The 16,423-nt window shown below is 74.5% G+C and carries 10 protein-coding genes and 1 pseudogene; 6 read left to right on the forward strand and 5 right to left on the reverse strand.

All coding sequences use genetic code 11. The annotated features are described in order from the left end of the window. Positions 1-490: pseudogene (locus I6A60_RS44315) on the forward strand (tetratricopeptide repeat protein); the annotation flags it as partial. A gap of 13 nt (positions 491-503) precedes the next feature. Continuing rightward, a complete protein-coding gene (locus I6A60_RS36675) occupies positions 504-980 on the forward strand; it encodes an NUDIX domain-containing protein (protein WP_203022587.1) in 477 nt (158 codons plus the stop codon). A 312-nt stretch (positions 981-1,292) separates the two neighbouring features. Here the strand turns inward: I6A60_RS36675 and I6A60_RS36680 are convergent, their stop codons facing one another. The 5 genes from I6A60_RS36680 to I6A60_RS36700 form a co-directional block, all read right to left on the reverse strand. Beyond that, a complete protein-coding gene (locus tag I6A60_RS36680) occupies positions 1,293-3,167 on the reverse strand; it encodes a DUF5719 family protein (RefSeq protein ID WP_203022588.1) in 1,875 nt (624 codons plus the stop codon). Then, positions 3,164-6,367 carry a hypothetical protein gene (locus I6A60_RS36685; RefSeq protein WP_203022589.1) on the reverse strand — a complete coding sequence of 1,068 codons (3,204 nt, stop codon included), beginning with the start codon at positions 6,365-6,367 and terminating at the stop codon, positions 3,164-3,166. The genes I6A60_RS36680 and I6A60_RS36685 overlap by 4 nt, the downstream gene beginning before the upstream one ends. 138 nt (positions 6,368-6,505) lie before the next feature. Continuing rightward, positions 6,506-6,721 carry a WhiB family transcriptional regulator gene (locus I6A60_RS36690; RefSeq protein WP_203007744.1) on the reverse strand — a complete coding sequence of 72 codons (216 nt, stop codon included), beginning with the start codon at positions 6,719-6,721 and terminating at the stop codon, positions 6,506-6,508. Positions 6,722-7,829: 1,108 nt separating this feature from the next. Further along, a complete protein-coding gene (locus I6A60_RS36695; protein WP_203022590.1) occupies positions 7,830-10,583 on the reverse strand; it encodes a bifunctional FO biosynthesis protein CofGH in 2,754 nt (917 codons plus the stop codon). 224 nt (positions 10,584-10,807) lie between these two features. Then, positions 10,808-11,095, reverse strand: coding sequence for a hypothetical protein (locus tag I6A60_RS36700; RefSeq protein WP_203022591.1), 288 nt, complete (start codon positions 11,093-11,095; stop codon positions 10,808-10,810). Positions 11,096-11,938: 843 nt separating this feature from the next. Here I6A60_RS36700 and I6A60_RS36705 point away from each other — a divergent pair. From I6A60_RS36705 to I6A60_RS36720, 4 genes are all read left to right on the forward strand, one after another. Further along, complete coding sequence (locus tag I6A60_RS36705; protein ID WP_203022592.1) at positions 11,939-12,475, forward strand: TetR/AcrR family transcriptional regulator; 537 nt, start codon at positions 11,939-11,941, stop codon at positions 12,473-12,475. A 654-nt stretch (positions 12,476-13,129) separates the two neighbouring features. Beyond that, complete coding sequence (gene cofD / locus I6A60_RS36710; protein ID WP_203022593.1) at positions 13,130-14,089, forward strand: 2-phospho-L-lactate transferase; 960 nt, start codon at positions 13,130-13,132, stop codon at positions 14,087-14,089. After that, positions 14,082-15,455: a coenzyme F420-0:L-glutamate ligase gene (locus I6A60_RS36715; protein ID WP_307874050.1), complete on the forward strand. Its 1,374-nt coding sequence runs from the start codon at positions 14,082-14,084 to the stop codon at positions 15,453-15,455. The genes cofD and I6A60_RS36715 overlap by 8 nt, the downstream gene beginning before the upstream one ends. A gap of 43 nt (positions 15,456-15,498) precedes the next feature. Continuing rightward, positions 15,499-16,302 carry a DUF3105 domain-containing protein gene (locus I6A60_RS36720; protein ID WP_203022594.1) on the forward strand — a complete coding sequence of 268 codons (804 nt, stop codon included), beginning with the start codon at positions 15,499-15,501 and terminating at the stop codon, positions 16,300-16,302. The last annotated feature ends 121 nt before the right edge of the window (positions 16,303-16,423 follow it).

The following is a 16,423-nucleotide window of genomic DNA, read 5'->3' on the forward strand; positions in this document are numbered from 1 at the left end:
AAGCCCCAGAGGCGCTGCCCGCATAACCCGATTCTCACCGACACAACCGTCAAACCACTTCAGCGACACACCACTAGCCGCCGAAGATGCCCTCACCCGTGGCGGTGACCCGCAGCCGAGCTACTCCCTGCTGATGGGACCAGCCGCTGGGACTGTCGACTCTCACACCGCCCGGACCCTCACCGAACTTGGCGACCATCGTGGCACCGAGCTGAGGCACCGGGCCGCGTTCACATCCTGGGACCAAAAGGCGTTCCCGCGTGTCCACCTACTCACCCACATGGATCTTGGCGACTGCCTGGCCGCCCAAGCACGCTCCGACGAGGCCATCGCGGCCTGGAGCAATGCACTGGACCTGGCCGAAGGCATGGCCTCGGCGCGCACCCGATCAGCGCTCACCTCCATCGGACCCACGCTCGCCCTGTACCAGCGCCGCAAGGTCCCAGGCGCCGCCCGACTCGCGCATCGAATCCGCCACGCGCCCATCTGAATAGGATCGTGCCGTGAACGACACCGCCCTACCACCGGCGCTGGACTCTCATACGCTGCTTGTCGCTGCCGTCATCGTCCACGATCAGACAACCGACCGGGTCCTGCTCCTTCAGCGCTCACCCCACGCCAAATTCGCCGCAGGGCACTGGGACCTACCGGTCGGGAAAGCCGACAAAGGCGAACTCATCACCACCACCGCCACCCGGGAATTGAAAGAAGAAACCGACCTAATCGTCGAGCCCGCCAACCTCACCGTCGCGGGCATCATCCACAGCGCCTGGGGCGTCGAAGGCCCCAACGGGTTCCTCACCGTCGTCTTCTCCACCCACACCTGGACCGGCGAAGCAACCAACGCCGAACCCTACAAGCACTCCCAAATCGCCTGGACTCCCGCCGACCACATCCCCGACCAGTTCGTGTCCACGACCCGCGCCGCCCTGGTCAACTACCTTACAAACGGACCCATGGTCTCCAGCGACGGCTTCTGACCCAGGGCGAAAAATCCTAGCTCTCGTCGCCGCGAATGGCTCCTACCGCCGCGGGAGCTTGAATTCCGAACTCCGCGAAAAAGCGGTAGAGCAGCGCACGACCCCGTCACCAAGGGCGGCTCGCGCGGCGGCAGATCTCTTCCGATCACATCTACACCTATTCCCAGCGCGTCAGCGGGCCCCTCGTCCAGCCCCACTCTCATCGAGTGGCCATTCGGCAGGTCCCTGCGGCTGCCGCCCACCTGGGACCAGGCCGCCGATGCCGTGATCACACCGGCGCTCGCGGTGAAGCAACCGGACGACTCTAGGTCGCTACCCGGCGGCTGGGTCGTCGACCAGGACGGCAGGGCCGGTCGGATCCGGCGGCGCCAGCGGCAGCACCGAGCTGACCGTCGTCGGCGTCGGGTCGCCGAGCGCCGCGGGATCGGCCTTCGGGTCCGGCGCGGCCGTGGACTTGCCGGCCGCGCCCAGCAGCTCGGTGACACCGACCGGGCCGGCGAGGACGGTCAGGCTGCCGCCGGCGTAGCGGGCCGGCAGCGGGACCCTGACCGCGCGCCCGGCCGGGACGGTCACGGTGTAGCCGTCGACCCGGATCGTCGCCGTCCCCGCCGGCGCGGCCAGCAGCAGCGCGCCGGCACCGTCGGCCGGAACGGGCGGCACGTCGACGTAGGGCACGGGCGGACGGTCCGCCGGGCGGTCCGGTCCACCGTCGGACGGCGCGGCCGCCAACAGCGGCGTGCCGGACACCCAGGTCGGGTAGCCGCCGGCCGGAGCGCTGGCGGCCGCCGAGGACGTGTCCGGGTCGACGGCCCCCGCGGCGAGGCCGAGGCCCGCGACGACCGGCGCCGGGCCGAGCGTCTCGACGAGCACGGCCGCCGCCTCCGCGCGGGGAAGCGTCACCGGAATCGCCACCGCCTCACCGCCGGGCACCGGGACGTCGTCCAGCCCGGCCGGGCTCACCGGACGGCCGCTGTTCGTCACCACCCGCACCCGCACCCGGGCGTCGGCCACCGGAGCGGCCACGACCAGCTCCGTCGTGGCCCCGCCCGCGCCAGGCGGCGCGACGACCGGGCCGAGCAACACCCGTCCCGCCGGAGCCGCCGTGTCAGGGACCGGCGCGAGGTCCCAGGCCACGCCGTTGCTCGGCCGGTCGACGAGCCAGGACCTGACCCGGCCGGCCCGGGCCTCGACGTCGACGACGGTGGCCGCAGCCTCCGGCGCGACGGCCGCGATCCGCTGGCTCACGGTCGCGCCGGGCGCCACCGCCAGCTCGGTCGCGGCCGGCGCCTGGCCGGGCGTGAAGACCCGCACGGTGATCCTGGCCGGCTGGGAGCCCAGGTTCGTCGCGAACAGCAGGGGGTCGTGGCCCGCCCCGGTCGCCGGTCCGGCGAACCAGGCCGTGCCGCCGGTGGGGGCGCAGGCGGCGCGCACCGGACCGGAGCCCCCACCGGGCGCGGTCACCGTCGCCGACAGCTGGGTGACGGCGCTCCCCCGCAGCACCATCGGCCGTCCCGCGGCCACCGCGAGGCGGGTGAGCCCAGCCCGGTCCGCCGACGAGAGCCCCGCGAGAGCTGAGAGGTCGGGCGGCGCGACGCGGGCGGCGAGCCCGGCCCGGTCGGCCGGCGAAAGCGCCGCCAGGGCTTCGAGAGCCGACTGGTCGGAGTGCGCCTTGAGGGCCGACAGCTTGTCGAGCTGGTCGGCCGGCAGGCCAGCCAGCGTGGACAGGTCAGGGGCGGCCGGTAGTGGGATGGGTGGCTCCTGGGCACCCGGGACCGCCAGTGCGCCGCGGGTCTCGTCGGGGCCGAGCAGCGGCCCGGACGGCGGACGCCAGTGCGCCGCGGCGCCGTCGCCCGCGGCGGACGACCTGCCCCCTTGGCCACCGTCGGGCCCGACGCCGACGAGCGCCGCGGTCACCCGGCCGGCGACGCCGAGCCGAGCCAGGTCGACCCTGTTCGCCACCCGGCCCGCGGCGCCCAGGTCTGGGCAGACCAGGGCACGGCTGGTCGGCGCCAGACCGGTCCGATAGGCCGTCTGCGCGCTCACCGGCTCGCCGGCCGGCACCGGGCTCGGGCGCCCACCGGGCATCACCACCGCGGCGGCCGCGATCGCCGCCGTCCCCAGGACCGCGAAGCCCAGCCCGCCGGACGTGGCACCCCACCGCCGGGCCTGGACGCCGGCCGCCCTCATCGAGTTGCTCCGCGGCCGGCGGACTCCCGGCGACGACGTCCGGCCGCCAGCGCGAGGACCGGCGCCGACAGCAGGAACGCGGCGACGGCGACCGTCTCGGCGAGCACCCACCCCCGGTGCGCGGTGTGGTCGTAGCGGACTCGCACCTCGCCGAGCGGCCCGGCAGGCACGACGAATCCCTGTGCCCAGCCCCAGGCGGTCACCGGGACGAGCCGACGACCGGCCAGGGTCGCCCGCCAGCCTGGGTCGGCCGGTTCGGCGAGCACCAGCAGGCGGCCGGCCGTACCCGCGGGCACCCGCGCGTCCACCGAGGTCCCGCCCGAGGTCCGGATGAGCCCGGCCAGAGCCAGGCCTGGCCCCGTCACCGCGCGTTCGGCGACGGCGGCCCGCGCCGCCGCGACGGTGCCGGTCCTGGCACCCAGGTCGGCGGCGAGATCGGTGTGCGACACCGGGCCAGGCGCGAGGAGCCGCAGCTCGGCCACCGGGCCGGCCGCCGGCCCGAGGCGCCAGTAGTAGCCGTCCGGCCTGGGCTGGTCCCGCTCCAGCCCGTCGGCCGCGTCGAGCGCGGCGACGAGCCCGCCTGCCGTGAACGTCGTCCCACCACCGGCCGCCGTGGCGGGCCCGGCCGCGGCGCCGCTCAGCGGGCCGGTCACGTCCGGGCCGCCGTCGAGCGTGGCCGGGCTCGCCGCCGACTGATCCGTACCGGTGGCGGTGGGGAGCCAGACCTCGTCGACGCCGAGCGCCGGCAGCGCCGAGGCGCCCCAGCCGCCACCGACGGAGAGGTCGGCCACCACGGCCGCGAGGAACTCACGCGCCGGCCGGGACGGGTCGCCGGCGGTGTCGATCAGGGTCGGGCCCGGCCCGGTGGTCAGCGTGTAGGTCACGCCGCCGGCCGACGGACGCAGCACGAGGGTGCGGTCGGGATCGGACGGATCGGCCGCTGACCCGTCACCGGCCGCCGTGCCGGCCGGTCGGGAGATGAGGCCGTTCGGGTCACGCCAGCTCACCGGCTCGGGGGTACGGCCGAGCCAGCCCGAGGTCCGGACGAAGAGCAGGACGGGACCAGCGGCGAGCACCGCGGACAGCACCAGAGCGAGGGCCCGGCGCGACCGGCCCGGCTCCGCTCGCCGGCTTCGCGCGCCAGGAGCCGGATGGGCGCCGGCCGTGTCCCGGCGGGCGGACCAGGCAAGGCCGACCCCGGCGAGCAGCCCGGCCGCGGCGAGCGGGTCCTGGCCGGTGACCCAGCCGGCCGAGGCCACCAGCCAGCAGACGACTACCTCCGTGCGCACGGCCCGTCCGCCGAGCAGCATGGCGAACGCGCAGACCACGGCGAAGATCCCCACCGCGTGGGCGTCGACTCCGGCTCGGTCCGGCTCATCGAGGAGCACCGAGAGCACCCCCAGGACGCCGCCCCGCGCGGCGGTCCCGAGCGCCGGCAGCAGCGGCGCGCAGCCCACCAGCAGCACGACGCCGACCCGGCCCATCAGCCGCCACGCACCAGGCGCGGCGCGGGCGGGGCCTTCGGCCGATGACGGGTCTCGCCAGGTCTCGCCCGGCTCCGCCCGGCGGCCGGCCGCGATCACGGCGGCGACCAGTCCGACGGCGGCCACCGGCAGCAGGCCGGGCGCGCACGCGACGCCGAGCAGCAACGCCCCGGCCAGCACCCACCAGCTCGCCCAACCGGCTCCCGCCGGCCGGCGGCCGGTCCGAACCGCCGGGCTCAGCCGGGACCCGCGCGGGGCCAGCGCCTGGACGGCGGCGGCGAGAAGGACTGGCGCGGCCACGCAGGCGCCGATGGCGGCCAGGCTCCCGGCCTGGGCGGCCGCGGTGACCGGTGGTGCCAGGGCGTAACAGGCCGCGAGCCCGGCCCTGGCCCACCGGCGCTCCGCGAGCCCGCCCAGCGTCCCGCCCGCGCCATAGGCGGCGAGCCCGGCCAGCGCCGCCGCCCCGGCGATCAGGACCCGGGCGGCGAGCTCGGGCCGCCCGCCCAGGGCCGACGACAGCAACGCGAGCATCGGGGTCCACGGCGGCGCCGGCCCGGGACCGCCGAGCAGCCCACCGGCCGACCCGAGCCACCCGGACCATACGGCCGTCCACAGCTGTCCCGCCGCCCGCGGCAACGCTGCCGGACGGCCACCGTCGCGCCCCAGGTCGGTCAGGACACAGCCCGCGACCGCCAACAGCACCGCGAGCAGCACCGGTGGCTGGACCAGCGGGAACGGCCGGCGGACCCGGTCCACGGCGGGGGTCGCGGCGACGCGGGCCAGCCCCGGCGCGAGCCCGGGTCGGGCGAGGCGAGGCAGCAGCCCGCGCAGCGCCCGGGCCGGGACCTGCCGTTGCGACGCCGAGCGACGCCGCAGCCGCCACAGCCGGGTCGGGTCCGCGAGGGCGCCGGCGAGCACCAGGGCCTCGACCCCGGCGGCGCGGAACCGGCCTCGGCCCAACGTCAGGGCGGTACGAGCCAGTCCGGCCAGCACGACGCAGCCGACCGCGCCCGGCGAGCCCCAGAAGCCGGACTGCGCGATCCGGACCCGAAGGGCGTCGGTCCGCGCGACCCGGCCCGCTGGTCCGGCATCGAGCTCGCCCGCCGGTGTGGGCAGCAGCCGCGCGGTCGGCACGGCGACGACGCGCAGTCCCGCGCGCCAGGCCCGCCAGCACAGGTCGACGTCATCGGCCCGGCCCGCCAACGGGTTCGGGCCGTTCAGCAGGCGCCAGGCAGGTGCCCGCACCAAGGCGCCGACCCGGTCGACGGCCAGCACGTCACGGACCGCCATCGGCTCGCCCGGGGCGGGTCGGCGGCGCCCGGACCGGTCGACGGTGATGCCGGTCGGACCGAGAACGGCGGCACCTGGGTCGAGAGCCGCGCAGGCCAGCAGGCGATCGAGAGCGTCGGGCGCCGGCCGGCTGGACTCGTCGAGCAGCCAGACGAACCCACCGTCCGGCGGCAGCGCCTCGTGCCGCAGCGCGTGGACGATGGCGGCGGCCGGCGACGGTCCGGCGACGGGGACGAGCACGACCCGGTCAACCCCGCGGCTCTGCCCCACGACGGCAGCTGGAAGATCAGCGGCCTGGCCGCCGGAGGACGGGGGCCGCTGGGCCGGCACCCAGGGCGAGCGGGCGGACCGCTGGCCGGCCACGACGGACGTGACCACGGCGATGACCCGCACCCGGCCCTCGGGCGGCTCCGGGAACGCCCCCACGTCCCCAGCGCCGCGCAAGCCGGTCGGATCGGCTGTTCGGCGCGAGTGCGACGAATCGCCCCCGGCGCCCGCGCCCGGCGGAGGTTCGGTTGGACCCTGTTGGCCCACCGCGGTCTCCACCGGGTGCCCGCGGCCCGGCTATACGGCCCGGCGGCGCTGCTTGCGCCGTTCGCGCTCGGACATCCCGCCCCAGATACCGAACCGCTCGTCGTTGGCGAGCGCGTACTCGAGGCACTCGGTGCGGACCTCGCAGCCCGAGCAGATGCGCTTGGCCTCCCGGGTCGAGCCGCCCTTCTCCGGGAAGAAGGCCTCCGGGTCGGTCTGCGCGCACAGGGCGCGCTCCTGCCACTCCATGACCTCGCCGAGCAGGTCACCCAGCCCGATGTCGATCACTTCGGCGAGTACCGGCCGGCTCGCACCCCCAGCCGGGACGTCGCCTGGCTGGCCAGGACCGGGAAGCTCCGCGTCGTCGTCGTCCTCGAGCTCGTCGTCGACGTCGTCCGCGCTGTCGTCGTCGGCGTCGTCGTCGCTGTCGAGCTCGTCGGCCTCGGTAGCCGCGTCCTGCGCCGTCACGTCCTCGACCCTCGTGTCCTCGACCCTCGTGTCCTCGACCCTCGTGTCCTCGACCCGTGCGTCGGCGTCCTCAAGGACCGCGACGGCCTCGACGCGGCGGGTGGTGGCGTAGCCGAGCGGCTGCGCGGAGCCAGGCGCCGGGCGGACGAGCTCGTAGCCGGCGTCGGGGGTGACCCGTCCGGCGTAGGACGTAGGGGTCGCCACCCGCAGCTCCGCGGTCGCGTGCGTGTCCGCGGGCGTCCGGGGCGCGGGCGGGCGGGTCACGCCCAGGACGCCGGGCCGCGGGCCCAGCGCCGTGGCCGGGCGGCCCACAGCCGTGCGGTCGTGCTCGTCCTCCTCGCGCGTCCGTAGGCCCACTGGCGGCGTTCGGACGCCCGCGTCGGTGTGCTCCATCAAAGGACCCCTCCAGACCCGTCGCGGTGCGGTCGGTCACCCCCCGGGCGCCGGCGCGCAGGTAACTGGTGTCCACACCGGGGGGTCGCATTACCAGAAGTCTCCCCCCCGGCGGGGGGAATGACACGCCGGTAATTACACGTGCCGAAGACGGCCCACGTCAACCCTACCGGCGCAACATCTTCTACAACCAGCGACATGACCATAGCTCACAGTCACCGGGCGCCGTGACGGAGGGTCCTCTCCCAGCGGCTGCCCGTTACGCGCGGCTGTGGAGACCACATCGCGGCAACCACGTCGAGACGCGACGCAGTCCGGCGCACACCCTGCGGAATCGCGCCGTGTCCGACAAGGGACAACGGCCGCGTACCCTCCCGGACCACCTTGCAACGCTCCGGCGCAGTCCACAGCCAGTTACGGGATGTAGTGACTCCGGTGGGCCTACGGCGGCTTTCCGCAGCCGGCGCCGCGGTATCCGGGACCGGTCAGAAGACGGTCAGAACACCAGCGGGAGCGCGGTGCGGTTCGGGGCGACCCTGGCTGCGTCGAACCTCTCCCGCGGGACCTCCCCGTAGGTGGTGGTCCGCTGGCGGGCGGGCCGGCCGGCGCCGGTGGCGACGTCCTCCAGCTCCTCGATCGAGCGCCGGGAGCCATGCTGGGAGCCGGCCATCCGGCTGATCGTCTCCTCCATCAGCGTGCCGCCGATGTCGTTGACGCCGCCGGCCAGCACCGCGCGACAGCCTTCGGTGCCGAGTTTCACCCACGAGCACTGGATGTTCGAGATCGCGCCGTGCAGCAGGATCCGGGCCATCGCGTGCACCGCCCGGTTCTCCTGGACGGTGGGGCCGGGGCGGGCCACGCCGGCCAGGTAGATCGGCGCGCTGTGGTGGACGAACGGCAGCGCGACGAACTCGGTGAAGCCGCCGGTGTCCTCCTGGATCGAGCGCAGCAGCCGCAGGTGGCCCAGCCAGTGCGCCGGGGTGTCGACGTGGCCGTACATCATCGTCGCCGATGAGCGCAGGCCGACCCGATGAGCGGTCGTGATGACGTCGACCCAGGCGGCGGTCGGCAGCTTGCCCTTGGTGAGCACCCAGCGGACCTCGTCGTCGAGGATCTCCGCGGCGGTGCCGGGGACCGTGTCGACGCCGGCCTCCTTCGCGGCCGTCAGCCAGTCGGCGACGGACAGCCCGGTCCGGCTGACGCCGTTCATGACCTCCATGGGCGAGAACGCGTGCAGGTGGATGTCCGGCGCGGCCTTCTTGATCTCGCGGGCCAGGTCGAAGTAGGCCGTGCCCGGCAGGTCGGGGTGGATGCCGCCCTGCACGCACACCTCGGTGGCGCCGATCTCCCAGGCCTCGGTGGCCCGGGAGCCGACCTCGCCGAACGACAGCGTGTAGGCGTCGGCGTCGCCGCGCCGCTGCGCGAACGCGCAGAACCGGCAGCCGGTGTAGCAGACGTTGGTGAAGTTGATGTTGCGGTTGATCACGTAGGTGACGTCGTCACCCACGGTGTCTCGGCGCAGGTCGTCGGCGAGGCCGCACAGCGCCTCCAGCTCCGGACCGGTCGCGCCGAACAGCGCGAGCGCCTCGGCGTCGGAGAGCCCGGCCGGCTCCTGGGCCGCGTGCCGCAGCGCCGCCAGCACCTCGGGGTCACCGCTGCGCCGGGTCGCCGGCCCAGCTGGCGTCCCCGCGCCGGCTCGCGCCCCGGTCCCGACCGGAGACCCCGGCTGGACGGGGATTGCCGCCGAGTCCGCGTCTCCAGTCACGGTGCCCTCGGCCGTCACGGTGCCCTCTGCGGCCACGGCGCGGGAGCCGGTGCCGATGACGCCGTCCACTCCGGTGCCCGCGGCACTCACCTGAGCGCGCAGCTCGGCCCAGTCGCCGTAGACGGTGTCGAAGTCGACCCGGGCCTCGGTGTTGCGGCCGTCGGTGTCGATCGCGGTGTGCAGGTCGGTGCGCCCGGTGCTGTCGGTGAAGCCGCCGTCGGGCTCCTGCCAGGGCAGGCCGGCGGGCACCGCCCCCGGTCGCAGTAGCCCGTCCGGGCCGGCCAGGGCACCCACGTGCGCCGCCAGCCGAGGGTCCAGCCAGGGCTCGGTCTGGTAGGGCGGGTAGACGGTCAGCCTCGGCCGCAGCTCGAAGCCTGCCGCGGCGGTCGCCTCCCGCAGTACGTCCAGCGCCGGCCAGGGCCGCTCCGGGTTCACATGGTCGGGGGTGACCGGCGAGACGCCGCCCCAGTCGTCGATGCCCGCGGAGATCAGCAGCGCGCACTCGTCCCGGTCGACCAGGTTCGGCGGCGCCTGCACCCTCGCCGTGGGGCCCAGCACCAGCCGGGTGACGGCGACCGCGGCAGCCAGCTCCTCGGCGCCGACGTCCGGCTCGCCGCGCATCGCGGTGTCGTCCTTCGCCCGGAAGTTCTGGACGATCACTTCCTGGATCGAGCCGTACGCCTTCGAGATCCGGCGCAGCTCGAAGATGGTCTCGGCCCGCTCCTGCCGGTTCTCACCGATGCCGAGCAGCAGGCCGGTGGTGAACGGGACGTTGAGGCGCCCGGCGTCCTCCAGCATGCGCAGCCGCACGTCGGGGTCCTTGTCCGGGGAGCCGTAGTGCGCGCCGCCCGGCTCGGTGAACAGCCGCCGGGCCGTGGTCTCCAGCATCATCCCCATCGACGGGGCGACCGCCTTGAGCCGGGCGAGCTCGGCCCAGCTCAGTACCCCGGGGTTCAGGTGCGGCAGCAGCCCGGTCTCCTCCAGCACCGCGATCGCGGCGGCCCGCAGGTAGCCCAGCGTCGAGTCGTAGCCGTGCGCGTCCAGCCACTCCCGCGCGGCCGGCCACCGGTCCTCCGGGCGGTCGCCAAGGGTGAACAGGGCCTCGGCGCAGCCCGCCGCCGCACCGGCGCGCGCGATCTCCAGGACCTCGTCGATCTCCAGGTAGGCCGCGGGCAGCCGGTGCGGAACAGTCGCGAACGTGCAGTAGTGGCAACGGTCCCGGCACAGCCGAGTCAACGGGATGAACACCTTCGGCGAGTACGTGATGACGCCGGCCCGACCACTCGACCCGAGTCCGGCGTCGCGCACCCGAGCCGCCGAGGCGGACAGGTCGCGCAGGTCGTCGCCGCGGGCCGCCAGCAGCACGGCCGCCTCGGTGACGTCCAGCGTCGCCCCGTCCCTGGCCCGGCGCAGCGCCCGGCGCAGCGCGCTCGGCGACGGCTGGTCGGGGCGAGGCTCGGAGTTGGTCAAGGCGTCCACCTGCATTCGATAAGGCCACGCGGGTCGGCTGGACCGCGTCGGGGCGGCGGACGCCGTCCCGACGGGGAACGGTCTGGACTGTGCACCAGGCGCGGGCGCCCGCGCCAGAGAACAGCCCCTCCGTCCGAACTCCGGCACCGCGCCCGCACTTCCCGCCAGCCTCGCGCCGCCGCGCCGCCAGCCCCGGCACCGATCCCGGGGTGGCGGCGGGCCTGTAGCCGCGGGCCGGCCTATCCCGTCGACTGGCCCGGCACGCGGCGCCCATCGGCCCCGCGCCGCAGGCCTTCGAGCGTGCCCAGCAGGAAGTTGGTCCGGCGCCTGGCGGCCACCAGTGCACTCAGGGCCGCCCGGCGCCTGCCCGCGTCGGACACGTCGCGGTGCAGCTGGACGCGCTGCGCCGCGGCGACCTGTGGGGCACGTGCACCAGCCAGCGCCCGGTTGAGCGAGGCCGACCGGACATCGGTCCGCCTCGGGCGCCCGCCGGAGCCGGCCGTTGCAGCGTTTCTGATCTCGGGCATGACTTTTCCTCCCACGAACCTGGTGGCTCCCGGTCGGCGCGAGGGAGAGTCATGATCGGCGCCGGCAGGACCACTAGGCGACGGTCGAACAACTCGGATTCCACTGTCGCTGGTCTCTTGGGGCGGAATCAAGAGGATTACGACAGCAATGACGCGGCGATCCGCCCACGAAAGGCCCTGCCCCGACACGACCCGATCTATCACTACTCGTCGCCGATGTCCGATAACTCACAGCTGCGGCAAAACGGATCCGGGCGCCCCTGACCGGCCACCGAGTACAGGCGCGGCGACCGTCATGGTCGTTCAGGCCGGCCAGAACCGGAGCGCTACCTCGATCGGTCCGAGGACGCCGCCCCAGCCCCCGGCGGTCAAGATCCGGCCGGGCCGACGACTGCAGACGGCCGACGGCCGACCCGCCGACGGCCGACAGCGGACAGCCTGCGGCGGACGGCGGACGGCGGACGGCGGACGGCAAGGATCCACGAAGAAGCCCGCCTGTCGCTGGCGCCCCCGGCTGGCGCGCGCTGCGCCAGTTCGCCGACGCAGACGGAGATCTTCAGCCATCGCCAGGCGGTTGGCTGGCCATGATCACCAGTTGCGCAGGAACGAAGGGCGCAAATTGGGGTATCGAGCGCCACTTTCCCTGCGCAGTCCGCGATCATGGGGCCAGTCGGGCGGCACGACCTCTGGTGATCACTGGTTGCGCAGAGGGAACGGTGTTGCGGCCACGATGGGTGAACGCTGGAATACGGGACGGTCACGGAAGTGGCCGCCGCGTCCGGCCATCTCAAGGAAGTGCTGTGAAACACAACTCGTCGGGACCGGCCTCGCTACCCTGATCAGGTGCCCCGCAACCGCCAGGAGGTTCCCCGCGAAGAGCGGGTGGACGCCCTGCTCGCCGTCGCCGAGGAACAGTTCCTCGCCCACGGCTTCGCCGGCACGTCCGTGGCCGAGATCGCCCGCGCGGCCGGCATCGAGCCGGGTTCGGTGTACTGGTACTTCCGGACCAAGGACCATGCGTTCGCCGCGGTGCTCAACCGGCTGCTGGACGGCGAGGTCGACCGGATCGGCGGCCTGGCCGGCGAGCCGGCGGACCGGCTGTTCGCCGCGCTCGACTCGGTGGAACGCCGCCGCACCCTGCATCCCTGCGTCGCCGAGCGCGCTCCGCACGCACCGCCGGTGATGGCCTACCACGAGCGGCTGCACGAATGGCTGCACGGCCTGGCACTCGCGGCCGTCACCGACCTGGTTCCCGAGCCGGACCGCGAGGTCGCAGCCGAGGCCGTCGTCGCCACCATCGAGGGCGGCCTCGCCAACCCGGCCCCCACCCGCCCCACCAGCACCCTCGTCCGCTACCTCCTGGCGGCCTTGGCCGCCTAAGGCATGGCATCGGCCTGGGACGGCGCTCCGCACCTCTGGCCGATCTGCCTGCTTCGGGCGCTGAGCGCCCTCGCCTAGGTGGTTCTGGGTTAGCGGCGAGTGCGGGGGTGTGCGCTTGTCCAGGGTCGGGTCCTGGGGTGCGTTTCGCTCATGGGGATCTTGGGCGCGTTTCGCGCATCGAGGATCTTGGTTGCGTCTGCGGCGGCCAGGCTCATCAGTGCCGCGCTCAGCCGGTTCCAGCACGCCACGTTGGTGCTAGTGATCGCTGTCTTGGCCCTCCGGTGGTTGCCAGAAGGCCCCGATCACGACCACGTCAGGGCCAAAACAGCGATCAAGGACCGGCGCACCGCGCGGAACCAGCGAGACCCGACCCAGCGCCCGACCCTGGACAAACACACACCTCCGCACTCACCCCCCGACCCCGAACCACGTCGGGGAGGGCGCTAAGCGCCCGAACCATGCAGGTCCACCGAAGGGCGCCCCGCGCGGAACCAGCGAGACGCAACCCAGCGCCCGACCCTGGACAAGCGCACACCTCCGCACTCGCCCTCGACCCAGAACCACGTTGGGGAGGGCGCTAAGCGCCCGAACCATGCGGTGCCGCCGAAGGGCGCTCCGCGCCCGGTCCCGGCGGCACGCAATAGCCTCAGCACTGTGAAGGTGACGGCCCTGGCTGGGGGCATCGGCGGCGCGCGGTTCCTGCGTGGGGTGAAGGCTGCCCTGCCCGAGGCGGACGTGACCGTGATCGGCAACACCGGTGACGACATCGTCCTGCACCGGCTCAACATCAGCCCAGACCTCGACACGGTCATGTACACCCTGGGCGGCGGGATCTCCGCCGAACGGGGCTGGGGCCGCGAGGACGAGACGTTCACGGTGGCCGCCGAGCTCAAGGAGTACGGGGTCGGCCCGGACTGGTTCGGCCTCGGTGACCGGGATCTGGCGACCCATCTGGTCCGCACCCAGATGCTCGCGGCCGGCTATCCACTCTCGGAGGTGACCGCCGCGCTCTGCCAACGCTGGCGGCCAGGCGTCCGGCTGCTCCCGATGAGCGACGACCGGGTCGAGACCCACGTCGTCATCACCGACGAGCAGGGCCGGCGCGCGATCCACTTCCAGGAGTGGTGGCTGCGGCTGCGGGCCGGGGTGCCGGCGGAGGCGATCGTCTCGGTCGGCGCGGCGGACGCGAAGCCTGCGCCGGGAGTGGTCGACGCGATCGCCGAGGCGGATGTGGTGCTGCTGCCGCCGTCGAACCCGGTCGTCTCGGTCGGCTCGATCCTCGCGGTGCCAGGCATCCGGGACGCTGTCCGGGACACGAAGGCGCCGGTCGTCGGCGTCTCGCCGATCATCGGCGGCAGCCCGGTGCGGGGCATGGCCGACGCCTGTCTGCAGGCGATCGGAGTCGAGACGTCCGCCGAGGCGGTCGGCCGGCACTACGGCTCGCGGGCGAGTGCCGGCGAGGCGAAGGGCCTGCTGGACGGCTGGCTGGTCGACACCGTCGACGCCGGCGTCACCGTGCCGGGGGCGCGGGTCGTCGCGCGGCCGCTGCTGATGACCGACCTCGACGCGACCGTCGCGATCGTCCGCGCCGCCCTGGAGCTCTCCGGTGTCTGAGCCTGGCAACGACGTCGCCGGGCCGGCCCGGGCCGCGGCGGTCGATCCGGTCCGCGACGGCCTCCAGATCCACCCGGTTCCCGGGCTCGGCGAGATCCGGCCAGGCGACGACCTGGCCGCCGCGATCGCCACGGCGTTGGGTGCCGCGGGCCTGGCCTTGCGGGACGGCGACGTCCTGGTCGTCACCTCGAAGATCGTTTCGAAGGCCGAGGGGCGGATCAGGCGCGTCACCGGCGACCGGGAGGCCGCCCGGCTCGACGCGATCGAGGCGGAGACCGTCCGCGACGTGGCCAGCCGTGGCCCGACCCGGATCGTCGAGACCCGCCACGGCTTCGTGCTCGCGGCGGCCGGCGTCGACGCGTCGAACATCGCCAAGGACAGCCTGGCGCTGCTCCCGGTGGACTCCGACGAGTCCGCCCGCCGGCTGCGGGCCGGGCTCGCCGAACGCTGCGGCGGGGTCGACGTCGCTGTCGTCGTGTCCGACACCGCCGGCCGGCCCTGGCGGCGCGGCGTCGTCGATCAGGCGATCGGCCTCGCCGGGATGGCCGCGCTGCGCAGCCACATCGGTGACGTCGACGGCTACGGCAACGAGCTGGGGATGACCGAGGTCGCCGAGGCGGACCAGCTGGCGGCCGCGGCCGAGCTGGTGAAGGGCAAGCTCACCGCCACCCCGGTCGCCCTCGTCCGTGGTTTCGCCGTGGTGGCCGACGACGGGCGCGGGGTGCGCTCCATCGTGCGCCCGCCGGCCGAGGACATGTTCCGCCTCGGGACTCTGGAGGCCCGGCGGGCGGCGCTCACCGAGCGGCGGACCGTCCGGGCGTTCAGCGACGCCGCCGTCGATCCGGCCGCGATCGAGCGGGCGGTCGCCGCGGCGGTGACCGCGCCCGCGCCGCACCACACGACCCCGTGGCGGTTCGTGGTCGTCGCCGAGCGCCGCGCCGAACTGCTGGCCGCGATGACCGCCGCGTGGACGCGGGACCTGCGCCGCGACGGCTTCACCGAGGACGCGATCGCGCGACGGCTGCGTCGCGGCGACGTGCTGGCGAACGCGCCAGTGCTGGTCGTCCCGCTGGTCACCGATGACGGCGCGCACTCCTACCCGGACGCGCGCCGGGCCGGGGCCGAGGAGCGGATGTTCGCCGTCGCGGGCGGCGCCGGGGTGCAGAACTTCCTGGTGGCGTTGGCGACCGAGGGCCTCGGCTCGGCCTGGGTGTCGAGCACCCTGTTCTGCGCAGACGTCGTCCGTACGGTGCTGGACCTGCCGGCCGGCTGGGCACCGCTGGGCGCCGTCGCGGTCGGCCACCCGGCCGCCCCGGCGCCGGCCCGGCCACCGCGCGATCCCGGCGCGTTCATCCTGCACCGCTGAGCGGACGAAGGTCCGGAACGGACGGCCCGTAGGATGCGACACCGTGGCTAAGAAGACCGCCGAAAAGAACGCTCGCCTCGAGGCTCTGCGTCGAGAGCAGGCCCGCAAGGAGCGCAGGCGCGCGTTCCTCATCTACGGGACCGCGGGTGCTCTCGTGGTCGTTGTGCTGGCGGTGGTCGTCACGCTCAGCGTCGGGAGCAGCAAGAGCAAGTCGGCGAGCCACAAGGTCGGTTACGTGGCGGCCCCGACGGCGGCGGCCCAGGCGGCCAGCTGTGTCGGCGTCGTCAACGACCGCCAGGTCGGCCAGACGCACGTGACAGCCGCCCAGACGGTCAACTACCCGCAGTCGCCGCCGTCCTCGGGCAACCACGACGGTGACCCGCTGCCGGACGCGATCCACTTCTACACGCCGACCTCGGGCATCCGGATCGAGCGGGCGGTGCACAACCTGGAGCACGGCTTCGTGATCGGCTGGTACGACTCGAAGCTGCCGACCGCCCAGATCGCCGAGCTGCAGAAGGTCGCTGGCGAGGCCGGCAGCCGGTTCATCGCGGTCCCTTGGACCCGCTCGGTCTTCCCGGACAACCGCCACTTCGTCCTGACGGCCTGGGACCGCACCCAGCGCTGCGGCACGGTCTCCCAGGACGCCGTCTTCGAGTTCGTCCAGCAGCACGCGAACCCGAGCCTGGACGGCGCGACGTGGGACTCGCCCACCGCGCCCGAGTCCGGCGCCTCCGGCGGCACGCTCAACGTCACGGCGACCGGCCCGATCCCCACCATGAACGGCGCCGACACCCAGGTCCCGACGTCGTCGCCGACCATGAACGGCGCGACGACCGCCCCCTAGGTCCACCGAGCAGGTCCACCGGCGGCCCTCGACCAAGTCCTTGGTCGGGGGGCGCCGCAGCGTCGGGCGCCCGCCGGCGGCCCCTCCGGCTCACCCCGCCCGCCCATGATCCGGCGCCGGG

Source organism: Frankia sp. AgB1.9 (assembly GCF_016786355.1).
In the GTDB taxonomy this organism is placed as follows: domain Bacteria; phylum Actinomycetota; class Actinomycetes; order Frankiales; family Frankiaceae; genus Pseudofrankia.

Bases quoted from the DNA above. Each gene is read 5' to 3' on its own strand.
- I6A60_RS36680 (WP_203022588.1), bottom strand. From the start codon at position 3,167: ATGAGGGCGGCCGGCGTCCAGGCCCGGCGGTGGGGTGCCACGTCCGGC.
- I6A60_RS36690 (WP_203007744.1), bottom strand. From the start codon at position 6,721: ATGGAGTGGCAGGAGCGCGCCCTGTGCGCGCAGACCGACCCGGAGGCC.
- I6A60_RS36695 (WP_203022590.1), bottom strand. From the start codon at position 10,583: ATGCAGGTGGACGCCTTGACCAACTCCGAGCCTCGCCCCGACCAGCCG.
- I6A60_RS36700 (WP_203022591.1), bottom strand. From the start codon at position 11,095: ATGCCCGAGATCAGAAACGCTGCAACGGCCGGCTCCGGCGGGCGCCCG.